General features: G+C 39.4%; 21 protein-coding genes. 10 read left to right on the top strand and 11 right to left on the bottom strand.

Features of this window, described 5'->3' with window-relative positions; genetic code table 11:
- Positions 1-122: 122 nt before the first annotated feature.
- The 3 genes from BC659_RS09475 to BC659_RS09465 all read left to right on the top strand — a co-directional run bounded on the left by BC659_RS09475 (position 123) and on the right by BC659_RS09465 (position 3,167).
- On the top strand, positions 123-413 hold the full coding sequence (locus tag BC659_RS09475) for an HU family DNA-binding protein (RefSeq protein WP_133474522.1): 291 nt from the start codon (positions 123-125) through the stop codon (positions 411-413).
- Positions 414-435: 22 nt separating this feature from the next.
- Entirely contained in the window at positions 436-1,287 is an 852-nt protein-coding gene (locus BC659_RS09470; protein WP_133474521.1) for a tetratricopeptide repeat protein, read from the top strand.
- 329 nt (positions 1,288-1,616) lie between these two features.
- A complete protein-coding gene (locus BC659_RS09465; protein WP_133474520.1) occupies positions 1,617-3,167 on the top strand; it encodes an Rne/Rng family ribonuclease in 1,551 nt (516 codons plus the stop codon).
- A gap of 69 nt (positions 3,168-3,236) precedes the next feature.
- On the opposite strand, the gene BC659_RS09460 is transcribed toward BC659_RS09465, so the two are convergent.
- On the bottom strand, positions 3,237-3,923 hold the full coding sequence (locus tag BC659_RS09460) for a zinc metallopeptidase (protein ID WP_246027111.1): 687 nt from the start codon (positions 3,921-3,923) through the stop codon (positions 3,237-3,239).
- Between the two features lie 465 nt (positions 3,924-4,388).
- Between BC659_RS09460 and radA the strand changes: the two genes are divergently transcribed.
- The 6 genes from radA (at position 4,389) to ricT (ending at position 11,438) form a co-directional block, all read left to right on the top strand.
- Positions 4,389-5,762, top strand: a complete 1,374-nt coding sequence (radA, locus tag BC659_RS09455) for a DNA repair protein RadA (protein WP_133474518.1) — start codon at positions 4,389-4,391, stop codon at positions 5,760-5,762.
- Positions 5,763-5,979: 217 nt separating this feature from the next.
- Positions 5,980-6,534, top strand: coding sequence for a ComF family protein (locus BC659_RS09450; protein ID WP_246027110.1), 555 nt, complete (start codon positions 5,980-5,982; stop codon positions 6,532-6,534).
- A gap of 66 nt (positions 6,535-6,600) precedes the next feature.
- On the top strand, positions 6,601-7,134 hold the full coding sequence (locus tag BC659_RS09445) for a glutathione peroxidase (RefSeq protein ID WP_133474516.1): 534 nt from the start codon (positions 6,601-6,603) through the stop codon (positions 7,132-7,134).
- A gap of 296 nt (positions 7,135-7,430) precedes the next feature.
- Positions 7,431-8,531 carry a PDDEXK nuclease domain-containing protein gene (locus BC659_RS09440; protein WP_133474515.1) on the top strand — a complete coding sequence of 367 codons (1,101 nt, stop codon included), beginning with the start codon at positions 7,431-7,433 and terminating at the stop codon, positions 8,529-8,531.
- Positions 8,532-8,633: 102 nt separating this feature from the next.
- Positions 8,634-9,833, top strand: a complete 1,200-nt coding sequence (locus BC659_RS09435; protein WP_133474514.1) for a DNA polymerase III subunit — start codon at positions 8,634-8,636, stop codon at positions 9,831-9,833.
- A 249-nt stretch (positions 9,834-10,082) separates the two neighbouring features.
- A complete protein-coding gene (gene ricT, locus BC659_RS09430) occupies positions 10,083-11,438 on the top strand; it encodes a regulatory iron-sulfur-containing complex subunit RicT (RefSeq protein WP_133474513.1) in 1,356 nt (451 codons plus the stop codon).
- An 84-nt stretch (positions 11,439-11,522) separates the two neighbouring features.
- Here the strand turns inward: ricT and BC659_RS09425 are convergent, their stop codons facing one another.
- The gene (locus BC659_RS09425; RefSeq protein WP_133474512.1) at positions 11,523-13,247 is read right to left on the bottom strand and encodes a M3 family oligoendopeptidase; all 1,725 of its coding nucleotides are present in this window, start codon (positions 13,245-13,247) and stop codon (positions 11,523-11,525) included.
- A 120-nt stretch (positions 13,248-13,367) separates the two neighbouring features.
- On the opposite strand from BC659_RS09425, the gene mutL reads away from it, so the two are divergent.
- Positions 13,368-15,218, top strand: a complete 1,851-nt coding sequence (gene mutL / locus BC659_RS09420; protein WP_133474510.1) for a DNA mismatch repair endonuclease MutL — start codon at positions 13,368-13,370, stop codon at positions 15,216-15,218.
- On the opposite strand, the gene BC659_RS09415 is transcribed toward mutL, so the two are convergent.
- From BC659_RS09415 to BC659_RS09375, 9 genes are all read right to left on the bottom strand, one after another.
- On the bottom strand, positions 15,219-16,700 hold the full coding sequence (locus BC659_RS09415) for a PH domain-containing protein (protein WP_133474508.1): 1,482 nt from the start codon (positions 16,698-16,700) through the stop codon (positions 15,219-15,221).
- Positions 16,681-17,214, bottom strand: coding sequence for a PH domain-containing protein (locus BC659_RS09410; RefSeq protein WP_133474506.1), 534 nt, complete (start codon positions 17,212-17,214; stop codon positions 16,681-16,683). The genes BC659_RS09415 and BC659_RS09410 overlap by 20 nt, the downstream gene beginning before the upstream one ends.
- A gap of 85 nt (positions 17,215-17,299) precedes the next feature.
- Positions 17,300-18,433: a formimidoylglutamase gene (locus BC659_RS09405; RefSeq protein ID WP_133474504.1), complete on the bottom strand. Its 1,134-nt coding sequence runs from the start codon at positions 18,431-18,433 to the stop codon at positions 17,300-17,302.
- 91 nt (positions 18,434-18,524) lie between these two features.
- Positions 18,525-19,229, bottom strand: coding sequence for a response regulator transcription factor (locus BC659_RS09400; RefSeq protein ID WP_133474502.1), 705 nt, complete (start codon positions 19,227-19,229; stop codon positions 18,525-18,527).
- Positions 19,226-20,203, bottom strand: a complete 978-nt coding sequence (locus tag BC659_RS09395) for a sensor histidine kinase (protein WP_133474500.1) — start codon at positions 20,201-20,203, stop codon at positions 19,226-19,228. The genes BC659_RS09400 and BC659_RS09395 overlap by 4 nt, the downstream gene beginning before the upstream one ends.
- Positions 20,200-20,667 carry a gliding motility lipoprotein GldH gene (locus tag BC659_RS09390; RefSeq protein WP_133474498.1) on the bottom strand — a complete coding sequence of 156 codons (468 nt, stop codon included), beginning with the start codon at positions 20,665-20,667 and terminating at the stop codon, positions 20,200-20,202. The genes BC659_RS09395 and BC659_RS09390 overlap by 4 nt, the downstream gene beginning before the upstream one ends.
- Before the next feature lie 31 nt (positions 20,668-20,698).
- On the bottom strand, positions 20,699-21,574 hold the full coding sequence (locus tag BC659_RS09385; RefSeq protein WP_133474495.1) for a YicC/YloC family endoribonuclease: 876 nt from the start codon (positions 21,572-21,574) through the stop codon (positions 20,699-20,701).
- Between the two features lie 78 nt (positions 21,575-21,652).
- Complete coding sequence (locus BC659_RS09380; RefSeq protein WP_133474493.1) at positions 21,653-22,753, bottom strand: SusE domain-containing protein; 1,101 nt, start codon at positions 22,751-22,753, stop codon at positions 21,653-21,655.
- Between the two features lie 271 nt (positions 22,754-23,024).
- On the bottom strand, positions 23,025-23,762 hold the full coding sequence (locus BC659_RS09375) for an NUDIX hydrolase (RefSeq protein WP_162847400.1): 738 nt from the start codon (positions 23,760-23,762) through the stop codon (positions 23,025-23,027).
- Positions 23,763-23,798 lie beyond the last annotated feature (36 nt).

Here is a 23,798-nt window from a genome sequence, read left to right as displayed (position 1 = left end):
TAACATTTTTGAACCATTTATCTATCAATCAATAACGTCTATAAAAATTAAACAATCTTTCTTGCAAATACCAGTTTTTTTATCTTATTTTAAGCCTGATTCATTAAACAATTCTATTTCCAATGAGAAAGTCAGACCTCATCAACCAGATTTCCGATAAAACGGGTATACCGAAAGTGGATGTACTGGTGACCTTAGAAACCATGTTTAAAGAAGTAAAAGAGAGCCTCTCTAACGGGCAGAATATATATATACGCGGCTTTGGCAGCTTTATCACAAAAAAGCGTGCAGCTAAAATCGGACGTAATATAAAAAAGAATGTTGCGGTGGAAATTCCGGAACATTATATTCCCGCCTTCAAACCAGCAAAAGAATTTGTAAGCGAAGTAAAAAGCAAGCGGAAGTCGGACTAACTTCGCCGAAATTTTCCGACTTGTGAAGAAACAACAATTATTGTTAACTGCTGGGGCTGCCCTTTTATTCCTCCTGTTCTATTTTGTTAGTCCAACAGTAGCACCTGATAAACACATACATACCGAAGGCGACACTACGCATTCGCATGGAAATCAATCAATTAGATTTGAAGACCTGCTTGTAAAAGCCAAAGAAAAAATAAGTCCGGAGCAGGCTGCCCGTATCGGCATGCTTGAAAATGCAGTAGTAAGAGGTGATATTAAAGAGCAGCAAATTCATGTTTACCACCAATTGGCACGCTTCTGGTCCGACTCAGCCCGTATCTTCGAACCCTATGCCTGGTATACTGCCGAAGCCGCTAAGTTGGAAAATTCTGAAAAAAGCCTCACCTTTGCCGCCCATCTGTTTTTAAACAACTTAATGACAGAGGGTGAACCTGCCATGCAAAACTGGCTGGCTTCACAGGCAAAAGTTCTTTTTGATAAGGCGCTGGTATTAAACCCAGCCAATGATTCAAGCAAAATAGGTCTTGGGGCCTGCTACCTTTTTGGTAATATTTCTGATAACCCGATGCAGGGTATCATGAGTATCAGATCAGTAGTAGAGAAGAATCCCGATAATGTTTATGGACAAATGATGCTCGGCCTGGGAGGAAAGAAAAGTGGTCAGTATGATAAAGCCATTGAACGCTTTTTGATTGTGGTAAAAAAAGACCCGGAAAACCTTGATGCTATTTTTAATCTGGCAGAATGTTATGATATACATAACGAGAAAGCCAATGCGATTAAATGGTACGAAATAGCAAAAGAGAAAGTGCCTGTAGCTGCGGCGAAGGAAGCTTTATCAAAAAGAATAGCAGAACTGAAACGATAAATTTATTTTTTAACTGTATAAAATTACTTTGGTATGCCTTGTGGTAAGAAGAGAAAGCGTCATAAGATCGCTACACACAAACGTAAAAAGCGTCTGAGAAAGAATCGTCATAAGAAGAAGAACAAATAGTTCCTTCTTTCGACCTCAATACACAACGGGTCTGGTAATGCGCTGTGCTTAACCAGACCCGTTTAACACTTATCTGGAAGCAGCCTTTCCTTCCGACCAGCAACTTTACCTTTTCCTTCCCATTGGCTGCTCCATCAGATGTTGTGGATGCTGATATACCGTATACCGGTATGTGATTTTGTATTTAAAAGTTGCACTTTGTGAACAAAGAACTTATTATTAATGCCGCTCCAACAGGCGTGGAAATAGCCTTATTGGAAGACAAGAAACTGGTGGAGCTGCACAACGAAAAAACAGATGCCAACTTTGCAGTAGGTGATTTGTATCTGGGTAAAGTAAAAAAGCTCATTCCTGGCCTTAACGCTGCATTTGTAGACGTAGGCTTCGAAAAAGATGCATTTCTGCATTACACCGATCTGAGCCCATATGCACGTTCCATCATCAAGTTTACCCAAATTGCCATGGGCGATAAGGGTGATCAGCCTTTTGATTTTGCAAAATTCCAGTCGGAGCCTGAAATCGTAAAAACAGGTAAGATTAATGAGGTATTGAATGGCAAACCACATGTACTGGTTCAGATATTAAAAGAACCCATCGCTGCAAAGGGTCCAAGATTAAGTTGTGAACTCTCTTTACCGGGTAGGTTTGTAGTGGTAACTCCCTTTAATGAGATTGTTGCTGTTTCAAAAAAGATTCACTCATCTGAAGAGCGTAAACGTCTCCACAAAATTGTGGAAGCTATTCGCCCCAAAAATTTTGGTGTCATTGTACGTACGGCAGCAGAAGGTAAAACCACCGCTGAGTTACATCAGGATATGCTATCGCTCGTGGAAACATGGAAAACCATTCAGCAAAACCTGAAAGGTGCCGTAGCACCGGTGAGGATCATGAGTGAGGAAACCAAGACAACCAGTATTCTCCGTGATTTATTGAGTGCCGATTTTAATCGTATTGTTGTCAATGATAAAAATCTGTTTCAGGTTACACAATCTTATATACAACGAATTGCACCTGATAAAACAGATATTGTGTCACTTTATCACAATGGCTTACCCATATTCGACCAATTTGGTGTAACCAAGCAAGTGAAATCATCCTTTGGTAAAACAGTAAATCTACCCAGTGGTGCTTATCTGATTATAGAACATACTGAAGCATTGCATGTAGTGGATGTAAACAGTGGTTATAAAAGTGTAAGCAATAACCAGGAAGACAACGCACTTGAAACGAACCTCGAAGCAGCAGAAGAAATTGCACGTCAGTTGAGACTGCGTGATATAGGCGGTATTATCGTGGTTGATTTTATAGATATGAAATTACCCGACAACAAGCGCAAAGTGCAGGAAGCCATGGAGCAGTTCATGAAAGCTGATCGTGCCAAGCATTCTGTATTGCCCATCTCAAAATTCGGACTACTGCAGATTACCCGTCAGCGCATGCGTCCGGAGGTAAATATTAATACAGCAGAAAGTTGTCCAACCTGTAATGGTACCGGAAAAATTACTTCTACATTATTACTGGAAGACGAGATTGAAAAGAAATTACACTACCTCGTAAGTCACTCGCACAAAAATCTTACGATTGTTGTACACCCCATTGTTCATTCCTATCTCACGAAAGGTTTATTTTCTTCTATCATAAAAAAATGGAAGAAAAAACATAAGGTAAAATTAAAAGCTCAGGCTAATACCAATTATCACCTCACTGAATTCAAATTCTTTGATGAAAGAGAAGAGGAAATAAAATTTTAATCCGTGAATAGTCAATGGTGAATGGTCAATTCATTTACCATTGACTATTCACCATTCACTTCCATTTATTTAGTCGTCGTTTCTGGATCCGTTCAAAAAGATTAATACATATTGAATCAGCGTTGCTACAGAAGCCAATGCAGCTACTACATAGGTCATTGCGGCCCATTTTAAAGCATCTTTAGCCCCTTCCTGCTCACGTTGCACCAATATATTTCTATTGTGTAACCAAGCCAATGCACGGTTACTGGCATCGAATTCTACCGGTAAGGTAATAACAGAGAATAAGGTAGTTAAGCCGAATAAAATAATACCACCCAGTAATAACATAGGAAATGTATTTATCAGAATAATCCCGGCTAATAATACCCACTGCACAATAGAACTACTGAATTGTACAAAGGGTACCAAACGGCTACGCATCATAAGCCAGTTATAGGCCGTTGCATGTTGAACAGCATGCCCGCATTCGTGGGCAGCCACAGCCGCCGAGGCTATACTTGTACCACTATATACTTCCGGACTAAGGTTTACTGTTTTATTCATGGGATTATAATGATCCGATAAAAAACCGTCAACAGATATAACTTTTACATCATATATTCCATTGTCATGTAGCATTTTTTCGGCTATTTCTTTACCGGACAACCCATTTGCGATGGGTTCCTGGCTATACCGGGTAAATTTTGCCCTTAACCGGGATGACACCAGAAAACTGATACCGAGAAAAAGAAGGGATACTAAAATGATAGACATATCCATAATGATCGTTTCCAGGAAAAGCTGCAAATAGCCTACCAAAGCTTAAAATGACATTTTCCGGGGTTTTTATCCCTTTTTTCTGCCAAAAAGGCCTTCTTTTTATGACAAAATTCCCCACCCGGTCTCTCTGGTCGGATATATATGATTAACAATATGTTAAAGTCATTTACGAACAGAATCGTATATTAAATAATTATGCACAGATCGAAAATTTATTTTGCCATGTGGCCCGGTTTTGTAACTTAGTGGTAGAATTTAATGGGTTAGTAAGTAAACAGGGCTGGCAGTAATGCTGGCCCTTTTACATGCCCGTCTGTATTGGATTTCAGCGTTTTCTCCTGTTTTTCTCGCCCTCTTTTTTTTACCTGAATGATGCTGTTTTCCTGCTGAAAAACGATATATCCATAAGAAGATTTTTTTCATGAAAAGAACTCATGAAATCAACATTACCTTTATCAAATGAGTAAAATAAAAACTGCTTTTTTCTGTAACAATTGTGGTTATGAAAGTGCGAAATGGATCGGAAAATGTCCCTCTTGTTCTCAATGGAATACTTTCACCGAAGAAGTATTGGATAAAGGAAATAAAACGGTTGAAAAGTGGGATGATTACAAACAGGAAAAAAGAAATGCAAAAACAATTTCACTGAGCGAAGTGGTTACAACAGAGGAAAAAAGAATCAAAAGTCAGGATGATGAACTCGACCGTGTACTAGGTGGCGGTATTGTTCCGGGTAGTATTGTTCTGGTTGCCGGAGAACCGGGTATTGGTAAGAGTACCCTTTTCCTTCAGGATGGTTTGCGCATGAACCAGCTCACGGTTCTGTATATAAGTGGTGAAGAAAGCGAACAGCAGATTAAAATGCGGGCCGACCGACTGAAAATTAAAAACGAGAACTTTTACCTTCTTACCGAAACTTCTACACAAACCATATTTCAGGAAATTAAAAAGCTGAGACCGCAATTGGTAATTGTTGACTCCATTCAAACACTTCAATCGAATATGATTGATTCATCTGCAGGTACCGTTTCCCAAATACGTGAGTGCGCAGCAGAATTTCAACGTTTTGCCAAAGAAACCAATACCCCGGTTTTTTTAATTGGCCACATCACAAAAGACGGTGCCATAGCGGGTCCGAAAGTGCTGGAACACATGGTAGACACGGTTTTGCAGTTCGAAGGCGACAGACATTATGCCTACAGAATTCTCCGTACGCTTAAAAATCGCTTTGGCAGTACTGCAGAACTTGGCATTTATGAAATGACCGGCGATGGAATGCGCGTGGTATCAAATCCATCCGAAATATTAATTGCACAGCGGGAAGATCAGTTAAGTGGCAGTGCCATAGCTGCTACTCTGGAAGGTATGCGTCCGCTGTTAATAGAAGTGCAGGCTTTGGTTACACAAAGCGTATATGGAACACCACAACGTACCGTTACAGGTTTTGATCTGAGGCGCCTGCAACTATTACTGGCTGTTCTCGAAAAACGGGGAGGTTTTCAGTTTGGCATGAAGGATGTTTTTGTAAATATTGCAGGAGGTATTAAAGTGGAAGATCCTTCGATTGACCTTGCCGTTATCTGTGCGCTGCTATCTTCTTATGAAGATAGTCCATTACCACACCATATTTGTTTTGCGGGTGAAGTCGGTTTAAATGGAGAAATCAGAGCCGTAAATAAAATTGAACAACGTATAGCAGAAGCCGAGAAACTTGGTTTCGAAAAAATATTTGTCTCCAAATACAACAAGAAAAGTTTTAACCCACAGGCCTATAAAATTCAGATAGTAGCATTAAGCAGGGTAGATGAAGTGTACCAACAGTTGTTTAATTAACAACTGTACTTTCAAAACTTACAGTAACACCTTTTATAAAATTTGCGGGAAATACGCAATGACCCCTGCGTAGCTTCATTAGATGAACAAAGGGTTATCTTCGCTTATACAACTTTTTTTCCCGCATCAATGTATCGGCTGTAAAAGTGATGCTTTGGCTTTAAAGCATTTATTGTGCAACCGCTGCATTTATCAATTACCTAAAACCGGCTTTTTTTTGCACCCTGGTAATCCGGTGGAAAAGGCTTTTTATGGCCGGTTACAGTTGGAACAGGCGGCTGCTTTGTACTATTTTACCAAAAATTCGCTGGTACAGGACCTCATGATCCAGTTAAAATACCGGGGAAACCGCCCTGCCGGGCTGTTTTTGGGTAGAATGATGGGGCTGGCAATGCTAGATTCAGGTCGTTTTACCGATATCGACCTGCTCCTACCCCTGCCTTTAAATGAAAGAAAGCAGTTTACAAGAGGTTATAACCAAGCCGAAATCATCTGTAATGGCATAAGTGAAATCACGGGCTTACCAGTTATATGCCACGCGCTAAGGCGAAAACAGTATACGGAAAGCCAAACCACCCATGGCCGGGTAGCAAGATGGCTCAACATGGAAGGTGTTTTTGAAGTAAATGAACCCGAACTACTCTTAAACAAGCATATTTTACTGGTCGACGATGTAATTACCACCGGGGCAACTATTGAAGCCTGTGGCTCGTATATTTTATCCGTTACCAATACCAAACTAAGTGTAGCAGCGGCTGCTTACACCATTTAAAACTTCCGTTTACCTAAAAAGCGGAACAATTTGCGGAATTAGCTGTTATTTTGAAAAAAACAACCAATGAAATACTTCTTAACACTTCTGACTGTTGTCCTGCTGTCAGCATTTACTTTACCCGACAACGGCAGTATCCATTCGTTTAAAGTAAAATCTATCGAGGGTGGCACGATCGATTTTTCAAAATTCAAAGGCAAAAAAATACTGGTTGTAAATACCGCTTCCAAATGTGGTTACACGCCTCAATACGAAGCATTACAAAAAGTATATGATGAATATAAAGATAAACTGGTCATTGTTGGCTTCCCGGCTAATAATTTTGGCGGACAGGAACCAGGCAGTGATGGCGAAATTCAGGAATTCTGCAAAGCACGTTTCGGTGTGAAATTTCCACTGGCCAGTAAAGTAAGTGTAAAAGGTGAAGATATGGCACCCATTTATCAGTGGCTCACCAGCAAAGCCAAAAATGGTGTTTTAGATGCAGAAATTAAATGGAACTTTAATAAATTCCTGTTAGATGAAAATGGAAAGATGATTGCTTACTTTCCAAGCAAAGTAACACCCGATAGCGAAGAAATTTTGAAGTACGTAAAATAAAGTATTCATATCCGCAAAATAAAGAGACCGATTACTATGTGATCGGTCTCTTTATTTTTCACATAATCATTACATCCGTATTTACTTCGCTTCAGCTGATTTGATATTTTTAAAATTCACTACATCACATCCGGAGTTTTCTAATTTCCTTCTATTTAAGCCTACAACACTAGATCTCAGGTTTATTCAATGAGTGTTTGAGATAAATTTTTCCCCGTATTCATATTGTACTTCTTTATAGTTGTTTTAAAATAGATACTTGTAAACGGAACCTGTTACCAGCAGGAGACAACAGTATGAAAATTAAAAAAACAACTACCCATCTGTGGATTAAACAGGCTGTAAAACTTGTTCAATCGGCACGTCAGGAAGTGGTTAAACACACCAACAGTCTGATAGTAGTTACCTATTTTCATTTGGGCAAGCTCATTGTAGAACAGGAACAAAAAGGGAGTACCAAAGCTACTTATGGCCAGGAAGTAATTAAGAAATTAAGCGATACCCTTACCAAACAATTTGGCAAAGGATTTTCAGACGACAACCTCGAAAATATGCGGTTATTTTATTTATTATACAAACGAAAAACTGGTTTGTCAGAGATTTCCGAGACAGTGTCTCGGAAATCTCTGACAGTAAAAAGAACAAAATCAATATCTGCATCGAAACCTTTATCAGAAAGACTTTCAAAGACTTCCATTCAAAATATTTTTCCTTTATCATGGTCGCATTATGTAACGCTTATTCGAATCAAAAATAAACAGGAAAGAGCCTTTTATGAAATAGAAGCCAGGCAGAATAACTGGAGTGTGCGAGAATTAAAAAGGCAATATGATAGCGGTTTATTTGAGCGTTTGCTGATTAGCAAAGACAAGAAAAAAGTCAGGCAGCTTGCCGCAAAAGGACAGGTAATTGAAAAACCTGAGGATGTAATTAAATCAAAGTATATACTTGAATTTTTAGGTATGGAGGAAGCTGCTTCCTATACTGAATCTGAGTTTGAAACGGCTATTATCAATAAAATAGAACAGTTTCTTCTTGAAATGGGTAAAGGATTTTTATTTGGTGGCAGACAGGTAAGATTCTCCTTTGATGATGAAGATTTTTATGTTGATCTTGTACTTTACAATAGATTATTACAATGTTTTGTTTTAGTGGATTTAAAAATCGGGAAATTAAAACACCAGGATATCGGACAAATGCAGATGTACGTTAATTACTATGATCGATACGTTAAAAAATCTTTTGAAAAACCTACTGTGGGTATTATCATTTGTAAGGATAAAAGTGATGCGATTATTGAAATTACATTACCTGCTGATCAACAGCATATTTTTGCTAAAGCTTACAAATTGTACCTACCTACCAAAACAGCTTTAAAAACGCTACTTACTAAATAAAACAACCTGATGCCCGGTTCAATAGTCACGATTCACACATCTCTGTAAACTTCCTCACAGATTTATCGATAATGGCTCAGTTAGCTTACTTTCGTTTTTCACATGCTGTTTAAAGATATCATAGGACAAGAGGCGGTTAAGCAACACCTGGCCGAAATGGTTCAGCATAACAGGCTGAGTCATGCCCTGCTGTTTTTAGGAAAGGAAGGCAGCGGTGCATTGCCGCTTGCCATAGCATTTTCCCAACTGGTTATTTGCCAACCAACCGCCTCTGAACCTGTTGCGGATCTTTTTGGAGGTTTTACCCCTATGCAGTCGGGACCGGCTTATGTAGGCCCTGATGAAATTATTTCCCAGTCGTCCTTTAGCAGGGCTGAACAGCTGATTCATCCTGACCTGCATTTCTCCTATCCGGTAATTCCTCGGAAAGCAGGCGATAAGCCCATCAGTACCGATTACATCAGTGAGTGGCGTGAGTTTATCAAACAATACCCGTATGGTAATGTATATGACTGGCTTCAGTTCATTGGTGCGGAAAACAAACAGGGAAATATAACAGCACATGAATGTAACGATATCATCCATAAACTGAGTCTGAAGAGTTTTGAGAGTGAATACAAGGTATTAGTATTGTGGATGCCTGAATACCTGGGTAAAGAAGGGAATAAGTTACTCAAGCTTATTGAAGAGCCTCCTCCGAATACACTTTTTATACTGGTAGCCGAAAGTGAAGAGCAGATTTTACCTACTATTCTGAGCCGGTGCCAGCTCGTAAAAATTCCGATGCCGGATGATAAAGAAATAGAAGCAGCACTTCTCAGCAGGGCCAAAGCTTCTCCTGAAACAGCCAGGCAAATTGCCGCCATAGCAGAAGGTAATTACCGGGAAGCACTTCAGTTATTACAACATGCTGAAGAAGACTGGCAAAGTCTGCTTCGGGACTGGCTGAATGCCACATTAAAAGGTGGCCCACTCGCACAAATCAGGTTTACGGCCGAAATCAGTGAGCTGGGCAGAGAGAAGCAAAAGCAGTTTCTCCGTTATTTTAACCATCTTCTTGAAACCAGTATACGCATCAGGGTATTGGGTACTGAAAAGGTACATACGGGTGATCAGGAACGTGATTTTGCTGTGAGACTCAATAAAATAGCTTCTGTTAGCCAGCAACAGGCCATTATTGAAGAATTGGATCGCGCCTCCTATTATATTGAACGGAATGCCAACGCTAAAATGCTGTTTCAGGCCCTTACTTTGAAACTCTACCACATCATTCAGAACAAAACCCTAATTTTGAATACATAGTTCCGCCTGTGGCGGGATGAATATGGAGAGAAGAAGGTGAAGGGTTGGATTATCATTGCTTACTGCTATTCATTATAATCATGGCAAGGATTATGTTTGGTTACCGGAATACATCATCGTAATACACTGATTATCAGCGATAAGAACGATGAAGTGAGTGACACAACCATAGCCACATAGCAATACTACAGCCTGTACACAATAAATTCTCCCTTACTTAGTTATTAACCTGATTAATGTATCAATAATATGGGATGTGGATCTTGTGGAACGGGTAAACCGAATGGCTGTAAAAGCAATGGAGGTTGCAGCACAGGTGGCTGTAATCGTTTGAATGTGCATGATTGGCTTCTCAATTTACCCTTTAGCGACCCGGAAAGTTCCTGTAAAGTAGTGGAAGTAAGCTTTAAACAGGGCAGCCGGAAAGAGTTTTTCAGGAATACAACTTTACAATTTTTTGAAAAAGGCGATTATGTAACCGTTGAGGGTGTTAGCGGTTTTGATGTAGGGGAAATAAGTCTCACCGGCGAACTGGTGCGTATACAGATGAAGAAAAGAGGGGTAGACGAAGCCAGTCCCGAAATGAAAAAAATATTACGCCGTAGTACCGAACGTGATATCGAAAGTTTTCATATCAGTAAATCACGCGAAAAAGAAATGCTGGCCCGCAGTCGTGCCATGGCCCGTGTTCTTAACCTTCAGATGAAACTCAGTGAAGTAGAAGTGCAGGCAGACGGTAAAAAAGCAACCTTCTTTTATACAGCCGACGACAGGGTAGATTTTCGTGAACTGATTAAGCAATATGCATCCGACTTTAAAGTTAAGGTTGAAATGCGCCAAATTGGTATTCGTCAGGAAGCCGCTAAAGTGGGTGGTATCGGTAGCTGTGGCCGTGAGCTTTGCTGCAGCACCTGGTTACATGATTTTAAAAGTGTGAATACTACGGCTGCACGTTACCAGAATTTATCCATCAACCAAACCAAGTTAAGTGGTCAGTGTGGAAGATTAAAATGTTGTCTGAATTATGAACTGGATACCTATCTGGATGCACTACAACATTTCCCTGATTATGCCGATCAGTTAGATACAGCTATGGGGACAGCCTACCTGATCAAAAAAGATATTTTCAAAAACCTGATGTGGTATGTTTTACCGAACAATACCAAACATTACCCTCTTACGATTCAGCGGGTTAAAGAAATAAAAAGACTGAACCAGCAGGGCCAGAAAGTAGATGAACTGCAGCCCGTGGAAGTAACCAGTAGTAAGCCTAAAGAAGTAGAACCTGCTTTTGTAGATGTGGTAGGACAAATTAGTCTGCGCAGTCTGGAACGTAACGACAAGAGAAGAAAAGACCAGCAACGCAATGATAGAAGAGGCGGTCAGGAGCAGGGAAACAAATCGCAGGGTAACAGACCACAACAAGGGCCAAGACCTCAGGGTAATAGAGACCAGGGCAATAACAGACCACAACAGGGTGGCGGTTCAAGGCCACAGGGTAACCGACCACAGGGAGGAGGAGGACAACGCCCCCAAGGTAACAGACCCCAACAAGGACCAAGACCTCAGGGCAATAAAGAGCAGGGGCCTAAGCCAAAAGATTAAATACAAATACTGTCGCGTATACAAAAGAAAGAGGCTGGTTCAGTTTGAATCAGCCTCTTTCTTTTGCATACATACTGCTACTGATTAGTTTAACAGCTTTTCCATTTCATTCGCAGTAAACTCCATCAGTGTTTTTATATGTGCCGGTGAAAGATCAAATTTCAAACCCGCAGCTGCATATAATTCAGGCAATGTTCGCGTACCACCTAATGATAATGCGTTAATATAATTACTAAGTGCCTGTTCCGGATTTTGTTGGTACTGCATCCATAAACCGATAGCACCCAATTGCGCTATTCCGTATTCAATGTAATAGAAAGGCACTTCAAATAAATGAAGCTGCCGCTGCCAGCCAATTTCACGGAACATATCCAATCCGGTATAATCAATACTATGGGTTGAAAAATCCTGTAGGATCTCCATCCATTTAGTAGTTCGCTCTGCTACGGTATGTGATGGATGCTCATATACCCAATGCTGGAACTTATCAATGATAGCAATCCATGGGAAAATGGTGATGGTTCTTTCCAATTGATGTTCTTTGGCCCGTTTCAAATCTTCCTCTTTATCAAAAAATGCCTGCCAATGATTCATACTGAAGAGTTCCATCGACATACTCGCCACTTCTGCAATTTCCATCGGATACTCTTTAAAGGCACTCAATTCCAACTCATGTGCCAGAAAAGAATGAATAGCATGACCACCTTCATGTACCATAGTTGTTACATCGCTCATTTGTCCGGCAGCATTCATAAAAATAAAGGGGGCGCCACTTTCTGTGAGCGGACAGTTATACCCACCCGGAGCTTTTCCTTTTCGGCTTTCCAGATCGAAGTGTCCGAGTTCTTTCATTTTCTTTAAACAGTCTGCAAAAAATGGATTCAGCTGTTCGAAACAGGCTACAGATTTTTTATACAGATCTTCACCATTGGTAAAAGGTTTGAGAGGTTCTATACCGGCTGGCTCTGCCTCTGTATCCCAGGGCCTTAATGAATCCAGCTGTAGTTTATCTTTCTTACGCTGGTATATTTTTTCGATCAATGGCAGCACATGGAGTTTTACAGCCTCATGAAATTGATAACAATCTTCTTTTGTATAATCGAAGCGTCCAAGTTCTACAAACTTATAATCACGATAATTTTCGAAGCCCGCATTTTTGGCTACCTGATGGCGCTTTTCAATCAATTTACTATACAGTTCGTGCATAGCATCTTTATCCTCCAATCTACGCTCCTGAATTTTACGGTATACCTGCTCCCTTAGAGACCGATCATGACTTTCCAGAAATTTGGCCGCCTGTTGGAGTGTATATTCCTGTCCCTCGATTTCTACCGTCATCTTTCCGGCAATAGCTCCATATTGCTGTTGCATTACACTCAACTCTGCCTGTAATGGAATATTGGCTTCTCTAAAAAGGTCAATATTCTTTTTTACACTACGCAGATAAGTGGCATATTTCAACTGATCAAGTTCTTTAGTGAAAGGACTTTCCATTAATTTTCTATTGAGCTGATCGGCGTATGGTTGAAGCCTTGGCTGTATTTCCATACAGAAATAAGTAAATGCTTCTTCCAGTTTGGGATCAGTTGTATCGCAGGTCATACGGATTTGTCTCCAGCAGGCATCTTCGCTCACAACGGCTTCCATTTCACTGATATCCTGTAACCATTGTTCAAGACTTTCCTTACTGTCAATAATACGTTCCAGCAGGTTTTTAAAATAAGGTTCAAGCAGTTCCCATGTAGTTACCGCGAAATCTTTAGGCACAAAACGGCGTTCCAGTTTTTTGATATCCGCACTTAAGTTCATAATCATATATTTTACCCGGCAAAAGTACCTGCAAAACGTATGGAAAGCTTTAAAAGTTTCTAAAAGTTCAGCGGCAGGGGCATTTATCGTATTTTTGCAGACTGAACGAAAGGATTTTTTGTGAACGATATCATACAATTATTACCCGATAATATTGCCAACCAGATTGCAGCCGGCGAAGTCATTCAACGGCCGGCAAGTGCTGTAAAAGAATTGCTCGAAAATGCAGTGGATGCTGGTGCTACCGAAATTAAACTGATCGTATCAGATGCGGGGAAGGCGCTTATTCAGGTAATTGATAATGGTAAGGGCATGAGTGATACAGACGCCCGTATGGCTTTCGAACGTCATGCCACCAGTAAAATCAGACAAATTGAAGATCTCTTTCGCATTAAAACCATGGGGTTCAGGGGTGAAGCACTTGCTTCTGTGGCGGCCGTTGCCCAGGTTGAGATGAAGACCAGAAGAAAAGATGATGAACTGGGTACTTATATTGAAATTGAAAACAGTAGAGTTATCAAGCAGGAACCCTGCTCCTCTCAGGTAGGTACTAGTATCAGCATGAAGAATCTTTTCTTTAATGTACCGGCCAGAAGGAATTTTTTAAAAAGTAATGCCGCTGAACTCAGGCATATCATGGATGAGTTTATTCGTGTATCCATGGCTTTCCCTGATATCTTTTTCTCACTTACCAGCAACGGACAGGAAGTGTTTCATCTGGAGCCAGGCACACTAAAACAGAGAATTGTACAAATTCTGGGTAATAATTATAATGCCAAACTGGTTCATGTAGCAGAAAAAACAGATTACATGAACATTTATGGCTTTGTTGGTAAACCTGAAACTGCGAGAAAGACCCGTGGCGACCAATACTTCTTTGTGAACAGCCGCTTTATTAAAAGCGCCTACCTGAATCATGCCGTGAATACAGCATTTGATGAAATGATTCCCAAAGACAGTTTTCCTGGTTATGTTTTATTTATTGATCTCGATCCTTCTCAGGTTGATATTAATGTACATCCAACCAAGCAGGAGATAAAGTTTGAAGACGAAAAAATTATTTATGCTTTTGTACAGGCTGCCGTTAAACATGCACTTGCTCAGTTTAGCATTGCTCCTTCGCTCGACTTTACATTGAATGCAGATATACAGGGACTTGATGCTGTATCTAAACCCTTTACTACAGATAAGAAAGATGCTGTAGCTTCTTCTAGTCTGTATCAAACCTTTACACAAAAAAACCAGGCCCATTTTATTGAACGTGAGAACAAGGCTGAACTGAAACACTGGAAGAGTTTCTTTGAACCACAGCATACAGAAAATATTGTTGACAAACCTGCTGAACAACCTATACAATCCTTGTTACATACACCGGTAGCAAGACTGCAGAATATACATGTATTGGCAGATACCACTTTATTGCAACTGCACAATACCTATATCATTGCATCTACGAATAGTGGATTTATACTGGTGCACCAGCAACTGGCACATGAAAGAGTTTTATACGATAGGTATAGTACTGCTGCTCATGGTCAACAAATGGCTACCCAGAAAAGTCTGTTTCCTGTAACGCTTGAACTACCTGCAGCAGATGCTGCTCTGCTCACTGATCTTTTACCAGACCTGAGCAGTATTGGCTATCAGGTTGAGCCTTTTGGTAATCATAGTTTTGTTATACAAGGCATTCCTGCAGATATTACCACCGGAAATGAAAAACACACAATAGAACTGCTGATTGAACAATTCAAACATTTCAGTTCAGATATTAAATTCAGCAAAAGGGAAAAACTGGTTCGCTGTATGGCACGTCAACAGGCTATTAAAGCAGGACAAACGCTTTCACAGAAGGAAATGCTGGTATTGATTGAAGAACTTTTTACCTGTAGTACCCCCAATGTTACGCCAACAGGCGCTCCTACTTATCTGGAATTTAAAGAGGATTATCTCGACAGAATGTTTGGTAAATAATTACATCCAGTTACGTTGTGTTGATTCAGTTCTGAATAAAGCATAGTTACTTATTTCAAGTGCCTGCTCATGAAGAATATAGGGCAATTCAAAAGCGCCCCCGGCTGTATGAATTACCAGGGTTGCCAATCCTTTTTTCCGCTGATAGATCGATCTTCTGATTTTTAGGTATTGTATGTTGTTCCAGTTCAAAATAGCTTCCGCCCTACCCCAGGTGCCTTTATATTGCTGTAAGCCGTCATCCGTTACCCAAAAACGAAAGTTTCGGCAATATAATAGCTGTAGTCCCAAACTATACGGTAACCATATAAAAACAAACAGGGCATACCACTGCCACAATAATGCAGCGAATGAAGCTAGTACAATTAGTATCGGAATTGTTATGAATAAAGTTTTCCGGTATGCGTATGACTTGTGAATAGTATACCCTTCTTGTTCCGGTTCAGAAGGAAGCTTAGGCTGATATACAGAAACGATTTCTTTTATCTGGCCGATATCAGTAATAGGTAATTCAATTCTAATTTTTTTCTTAACCTCATCAGCACCTGCTACTTTCAGGTTAAGCAATGCAATACCTATTAACCTTCTTACAAAATTACTTCTCCATTGTATCAGCTGAATCCGTTTAAAAGGAATCATTTTCTGCTTCACCTGTAACAGCCCCCATCGGATATAATATCCTTTACTATCCATTCTTATGGTATAATCATAAAACCGTAGGAAAATACGTACAAAAGAGAGAATGATGGTTACGATGGCCACTACTAGAAACAATGATACAATCAGTTGCCAGGTATAATTAATGGTTTCTCCATATGCAATCAGATTTTTGAAAAAGGGAGTATTCCGCAAAAGAGGTTTTACATCTTCATACCTGCTGAATAAGAACAACATAACAACCGCCATCGTTTCAATATGGTTAGCCGACAGGCTCAGTTTTACCAGGCCGGCTATAGTAAGTCTGCTCACCAGCTTTGTTGCGGGCACTTTTTCTGCTTCGCTGTTTTCTACTTTACTATCTACACTATTCAGTATCAGCTCTCTCAATGCATGGGCATCTGAACTTGGTATTGCATAAATAGTTACTTCTGCATCTTCTTTGCCTGCTGTATCAATAATAAGTTTATGGGTAAATGTAAGTGTATGCAGAAAACTCTGCTCCATATGAACAGCCTGAATTCTCTCTAAGGGAACACTGATAGCTGTTTTATAGAAAAATCCTTTCCTTACCACTAGCTGTCCGTCTTGTATACTGAATTTAAAATACAGGTAATCCAGTACCGTCTTCACCAATACGAACAGCAATATAGAACCTCCTCCTATGATCCACTTTAGTGCAGAATTCCCTTTTTTACCTCCTACCAATAAGCCAATAAGCATCGGCCATATGATGGTAAAGACTGTTCGCAGAATTTTAAAAAACATCATCGCCAATGCCAGCGGTGATTGCCGTTGTGGTGTATCAAACGTTTTCATCTGCATATAACGCCTGAATTTGCAGTACAACCAATTCTTTTAACTGTTCGGCTTCAGTCTGAGGTAGTCCGTGTATGGTAATATCTTTTCCTTCAGAAGCTGCAGTATATAAACTAAGTGATGCCAGACCATACTTTCGCTCAATAGGCCCCATATTTACCACGCAATGTTGTAAACGGTTATATGGTATCATATGCAGATGCTGAAAAATCCAACCCGTTTTATAAAGGATGTCTTTTTCTCTGACTGCATATTGTTTACGTTTACAGGAACCTGTACCAATAATCACCGTTATGAGCAGTGTCAGAAGATATACACTTCCGGTAATGGAAATAGCGATGGGGTTTTGTAGTTTTTTAGACAGGATAAATACGGTTACGATTCCTGCAAGAATTACAGCATATAATAAAGCCCAGTTGATCCTGAGTACTTTTAAATAATCCGGATGAATGGGTTTCAGTGTAACTGCCTGAACTTCCGGCAATTCTTCTGTATGAATCGGCAGGTTGGAAAATGACATATTTAAAAATAACCCATTTCTTTATAGGTCGCAAAAAGAGAAAAAATCTTACAGAATTTATTATATATATAAGATAATCAATGGGTTATATTCGCTCTGCGGCCCGAAGCCATCTTTCTGGGATATCATTATTGGAAGCTATATGGTAATCCCTGTAACTACAGGCTACATATTTACCATCGTGTAATTGCATCCACCAGCGACCGGTTTTTTTACTTTGCAGGAAAACAGTTTCTACCTCTGCAAAAGCCATGGTAAACTCATTAAACGAATTTCTGTCTTCAAGTGAAGCTTCCTGTTTTCCTTTTTGAATGCCATCCATCACATACCAGATCATATGAGAAATCTGTTTTGCAGTTAAAGCGTGTATATCCTTCTGTGGGATATAACCATAGATACCAATGGTTGAACAGGTATGACTCATACCAGCGTATTGCATCAGCGTACAGGCTTCCTCACCATTAAATCCATTAGGTGTAACATGGTTAGCAGGTGCATGTGCATGTTGAATAGCAGCAATATCGAAACTGAATAATTCGCTGTTACGAATGGCTGGTTCCATTTCACTGATATCTTCTTTCACTTTCCCAACACGAAAACAATCGAAACGGAGTTTATCAATGGTTTCCAGCATTTGCGGATGCATGAAATAGCTTTGAAACCCAATGTGATTATAATGTTTCAGGTGATTAGGCATTCCCGTAAACATTTCTACAAGAAAATTATCGGCTGGCAACACACTATCCATATCCATATCGATCCGCGCATCTACACAAACTGCATCAATAATCTTGCCATCGATGGTATGTGCCTGGTATTGAGCTGTTGTTACATCATGTGAGCCGCCGATGATCAGTACTTTTTTGCCCAGCAAAAGTAATTCATGCACTACCATGCGTAAAGCCGCATAACTATCCTGCATCGTAGCACCGCATTTTACATTACCCAAATCTGCTACAGCTACTTCCGTGTGCCAGTGATATAATTTATAAAACTCTGAACGAACCGCATCTGGCCCATCGGTATTTACAAACTGTATACCTGAACCGCGCGTTTCACCACAACCAATCAATACGATATCGGCATGATCAATATCCGGGAACTCTTCATCGTATACTGAAATATGTTTGCCCAACTGGGTATCTTTAAAACCTTCATCGTTAGAAATCAGGGCTATATTTACCGGCTCCAGGAAATCTATAATTGTTTGTAGCGACATGCCAATTTTTTTCAGATCAATAACGTTCATTACGACTGAAAATTGTGTTGTTAAACGCTAAAATTGGATAATCCGAAAGAATATGGGGCTGTTAATCGGTATACTTGTATCCCACGCCTCTCACTGAGTGAAAATACCTCGGATTACGGCTGTCTTCTTCAAAATATTTACGGAAACTAAGGATAAAATTATCGATCGTTCTTGTGGTAGGGTAAACGTTATAACCCCATACAACCTGCAGAATTTTTTCACGTGTTACTACATCACCTTTATTTTCAATCAATAACTTCAGCAACATGGCTTCTTTTTTACTCAGCTCAATATGTTGCCCGTTCCAACTGATGGCATCCTGTGCTTTAAAATCAATTTTATTATTACCGAATTCATAATGATCCCCCACTGTTTCTTTATCCAGCATTTTCTTATTCTTTTCAATCAGTTTATCTACGCGTAGTAATAATTCTTCCAGGTTGAACGGTTTTGTCAGATAATCATCAGCACCTTTTTTTAAACCTAAAACACGATCAGTACTCGTATTCTTTGCGCTCAGAATAAGAATTGGCACATCATTGTTATTAACACGTATGCTTTCCGTTACTGCTATACCATCTACTTCCGGCAACATAATATCCAGTACGATAAGATCAAAATACTCATTTGCAACCTTCTTCAAAGCTTCAGTGCCATTATAGGCAGAACTTACTTCATAACCTTCCATTTCAAGATTAAGCTTTAATGCCTCATGCAGATTTTCTTCGTCTTCTACCAGTAAAATAGTGGCTTTTGAATTTATCATACCTGTTGTAATATAACCGCAAAATTACTACCCTGTGGCTGATTATCTGTCACAGAAATGTAGCCATTATGGCTTTTAACGATTCTGCTACAGAGGTATAAGCCTAAACCGGTACCTTTTGTACTACGTGTATTTTCATTTCCGACACGGTAAAATTTATCAAATACTTTTATTTTTTCATCATCGGGAATACCGATACCCTCATCTGACACTGTAAGCGTCATTTCTTTTCCTCTTGATTTCAATTCAATGAGTATAACGCTTTCTTTGGGTGAGTACTTCATGGCGTTTTCGAGCAGGTTGTTCACCAGCATATTCAATAACAACTGTTCGCCATTAATATATAACCCTTCTGCTATTGATTCGTACACTACTCTTTGCGGAAACCGATTTCTGAAATCATCAATACAGCCTTCTACCATATCTGAGAAATTAATCTCTTCCTTATTCGTTGCATAAGCACCTGCATCGAGTTGTGCTGCAAGTAAAATATTATTACAGAGTATATTCAGTCTATTGGCCTCCTGTATGGTATTACTGATTAATTTCTGTTGCTTCTCATCATCCAGTTTTCTTTTCTGAAGTGTTTCAAGATTCAATCGGGTTACAGCGATAGGAGTTTTTAACTCATGTGTAACAGCCATCATAAAATTCTGCTGTTGCTGCGAAAGCAATAATTGTTTGCGCGCTGCTCTGAAAACAAAAACGGCACCTACTAAAATTAATGCAAGAAAAGTAAGACCCTCTCCTATATATTGAGCAGTCTTTCTTTTTTTTGCCTCTTCTATCTGGGTTACTTTTTCGAAATATTGTGGATCATCTTTTACCAATTCAAGCAATCGAACATTGGTTATGTTCTGGTTCTGTTTTTCAAGAGCAATGAACCACCAAATTAAAGCAGCAACTATATAAGAAAGCAGTATCCAGTATACAACTGTTACCAATGTAAGTTTTTTACTGCTGCCTGCATTCATGGTTTTACTTTTTCTACCCTGATACCGGCACTCAGTACATACGCTAGCGGATCTTCCCGCATAGCCTGTTGTAATGTAAAAGTATAAGTACCCTTTTTTAACCGAATAGGTGCCTGCGTAATGCGTGCACGCCTGTCAAAAATATCATCCATACCACTTCCCAGCCATCCTTTTGTATTATCTGCCAGACTAATATCCAATAGTTGCTTGCGGGGTGTATCTGCCGGCGACTGTGTAGTTACCTGTAACCAGATATTATTGTAACGATAAGCATCTGTATGACGTATTACTACATAGATATTATACAATGATGCGGTATCTGAAATCTCAAATTTTGCTTCCGGTTGCTGGCTTACCGGCCATTCATGATTGGGGAAACGTTCTGTTCTTTCGAACATATCATTGGTTCCACAAGCAGATAAGAAAAGAAACAATAATAATACTGGATAGTGTACTGATTTCACTTTTCAAAAATTGAATTATTCTATACCGGTTTTACAACACATTTAAAATCTGTTCTTTGGCTTTTTCGAGTTCATCTTTCATCAGAATAACCGTTTGTTGTATCTGTGAGTCATAGGCTTTTGAGCCCATGGTGTTAATTTCACGACCAAATTCCTGTAAGATAAAAGACAATTTCTTTCCTTTACCTGCTTCTTTATCAGCAAGAATTGAGCGAAAATAATCACAGTGGTTTTTTAAACGTACCTGCTCCTCACTGATATCAATTTTTTCAATATAATAAATCAATTCCTGCTCCATACGGTTAGGATCATAATTGTCCTTACCTACATTTTCTTCGAGTATTTTTACAATACCTTCTTTAATTTTTGTTCTGCGAAGTGGCTCCAGCTCTGTTATTATTTTCTGATGTGACTCTATATTACCTAATCTTAGCAATAAATCAGCCTCCAATGAGCGGCCCTCATCTTTTCTATGTGTATTTAGTTCAGCAATCGCATTTTTTAATACTGCCTCAAAACCCTTCCATTCCTCATCACTCAACATTTCTGTTGAAGGTGTAATCACATCAGGTAATTTCAGTATGGTGCTCAGAATATCTCCTTTCTGCAATTGCAATTCATCGGCCAGTTCTGCGACCGGCTGATAGTAGGCTTTTGCCAGTTCTTTGTTGATTGATACCGGCTTACTGGCGCCATTTTGTTTGATGGTAATAATACATTCGACACTACCTCTTTGCAATCCTTCACTTAACAGATTCCTGACTTCAAACTCAAAGGGCTTTAAAAGAGCCGGAATATTAAGTCTTAAATCAAATTGTTTACCATTTAATGAACGTACTTCTACCAGATAAGTTTTATCACCGATAGTTTGTTCTGCTCTTCCATAACCCGTCATTGAGTATAGCATAGTAATTCTGTTGGATGGTAAAAGTACTTGAAATGATTGAAAAACGACACAGGAAGCAGAGCCCGCCTTTATTAAGTCTTACTGCTGGCGATTTTTATGAATATGGTAGAGATAATTACCTGCAATAGACAAATCGAGTTCGATGGTATAGTTTCCGGCTTTTGTAATATGAATGGCTTCTGCATTATAATCAGGTATATGATCAATGGCGGGCCACTCGTTTCCGAATTTAATAGCATTATCATTGTTTGCACGGAAAATCAAATCTCCGGCTACCAGATTAACATTAACAGTCCATATACAACTGTTTGTAATATCCTGCATCATCTCAACATCAAATTTGCCGCTATTCTGTACTGCCGATCCGGTAATACCCCAGGATTTTATTTTGGTATATGCCCAGGTGTTTGTATTGGTACTGGCATTTATAAGGTAGGTGCCTTTACCACCAAAAATAGAGAGTGATGTTCCTTTAATTCCAAATTTATTACCACCGATAAATGCAAAAACAAAATCTGACCACTTACTACCGTTTACCAATAAAAACTGAGGATATTCGATAGGAAAATACACATAGCCCTCATATTCTCTTTCACCTGGTTTTGAAACAATTCTTGGCGCAAGCAATGGATCCCAGGATTGATAATTTCCGGGTAAAGTAAAATAATCAGGGCTCTCATAACTAATAATAGGCCTGTATGTTGAAACCTTTAAAAGCACCTGATCTGAATAGTAAATTTCCTCGCCACTTACTATTTTCTGATTGTAAGCCACTTGCCGCATATATTTAATTCTTGCAGCCACATCACCTACATCACCAGGTTCAATAAGTTTATGCATAAGCTGATTAAATTCTTCAACAGAAAAACCAGCTGCCAGGCTGCTGCCCAGTGGTACTTCGAGTGGCGTTTCGAACTGATCGTCGACCAGTGAAAACTGAAGGGTATAGAAAATGGCATCATTTAATATGGTTCCGTTATAACCCCAATCGAAACGAACTGAATTTAATTTTGCATTCGCCTGAAAAAGAGCAATGGAAGAGGAAGAAACATTTAACGATAAGGAAGGCAGATGATTATGCACCACAGCTTCAGCAAAGTCCACCTGTTTCTTACAAAAGAAAAGGGGAACTACAAACATGCAGGTAAAAAGCAGAAAATTATGTGGTAGTTTTCTCATTCCAGATCCATTTAGATATTTCAATACATGACACAAGAATGCCTTTGATATTGAAAATGGATATTGGAATTTTAAAAGAGGGGGGAATTATGATTTAGTCGTGTAGATTCAATTATACAGCAAAGCTATACTCCAGTTTTAGCCTGTCATATAGTACTGCAATGGTTTTCAGGTAGTCGAAAACACTGTTACTGTCGTAATAAAACGACAAAACGAACTTTAACTAAAGTAAAAAAGATCGAGTTTTGGGGCTCAAAAAGTAATTAACTCGTTAAAAATCAATGCCTACCCACTTACGCTTGCTCTTGGCGTATTTTTCGAAGTTGAATTTATACAATTTACCGGGTCGGTGTGGCACATCCTGTTCCATTTCATTAATATCAATCAGCAGGTCCATAGATGCAAACTTTTTCCGGAAGTTTCTTCTGTCCAGACTCACGCCTGAAATAGCCTCATACAGGTTTTGCAACTCCCGTAATGAAAACTTTTCAGGTAACAGGTTAAAACCCAGTGGATGTTCCTGTATACGTTTTTGAAGCCATGCATGGCATTCGTCAACAATCTGTTTATGATCAAATGCCATTTCTTTGATTGCATTCACACTATACCAGTCGAGATCATTATCATGAATTTTTAATTCATGATGATTAATATTCAATAAAGAGCAATAAGCAATGGTAACGACGCGCCCACCGGGATGGCGGCCGGGTGTTCCAAAAACTTTTACCTGTTCCAGAAAAACATCACTCATCCCGGTTCTTTGTTTCAGTACCCTGTATGCAGCTTCATTCAGGTCTTCATTATCCTGAACTATATCTCCAAGCAATGAATACTGCCCTTTAAAAATTTCAAGATCACTTTTAATCAGCAGTACCTTCAGTTTATTTTCTTCAAAACCAAAAATTACGCAGTCTACAGTCAGGGGTACTTTAGGATAGGTAAATACCAATTGTACCGGATCTTTTACCACCTGGTCTGACTGGGCAACAGTAGTACTGGTTTTCTTCATCGGAGTACACATCAGTTTTAAGCGATTACATCGCTA

It is taken from the genome of Sediminibacterium goheungense (genome assembly GCF_004361915.1).
Taxonomy (GTDB): Bacteria; Bacteroidota; Bacteroidia; order Chitinophagales; family Chitinophagaceae; genus Sediminibacterium; species Sediminibacterium goheungense.
This window is presented reverse-complemented; position numbering and strand designations above follow the sequence as displayed.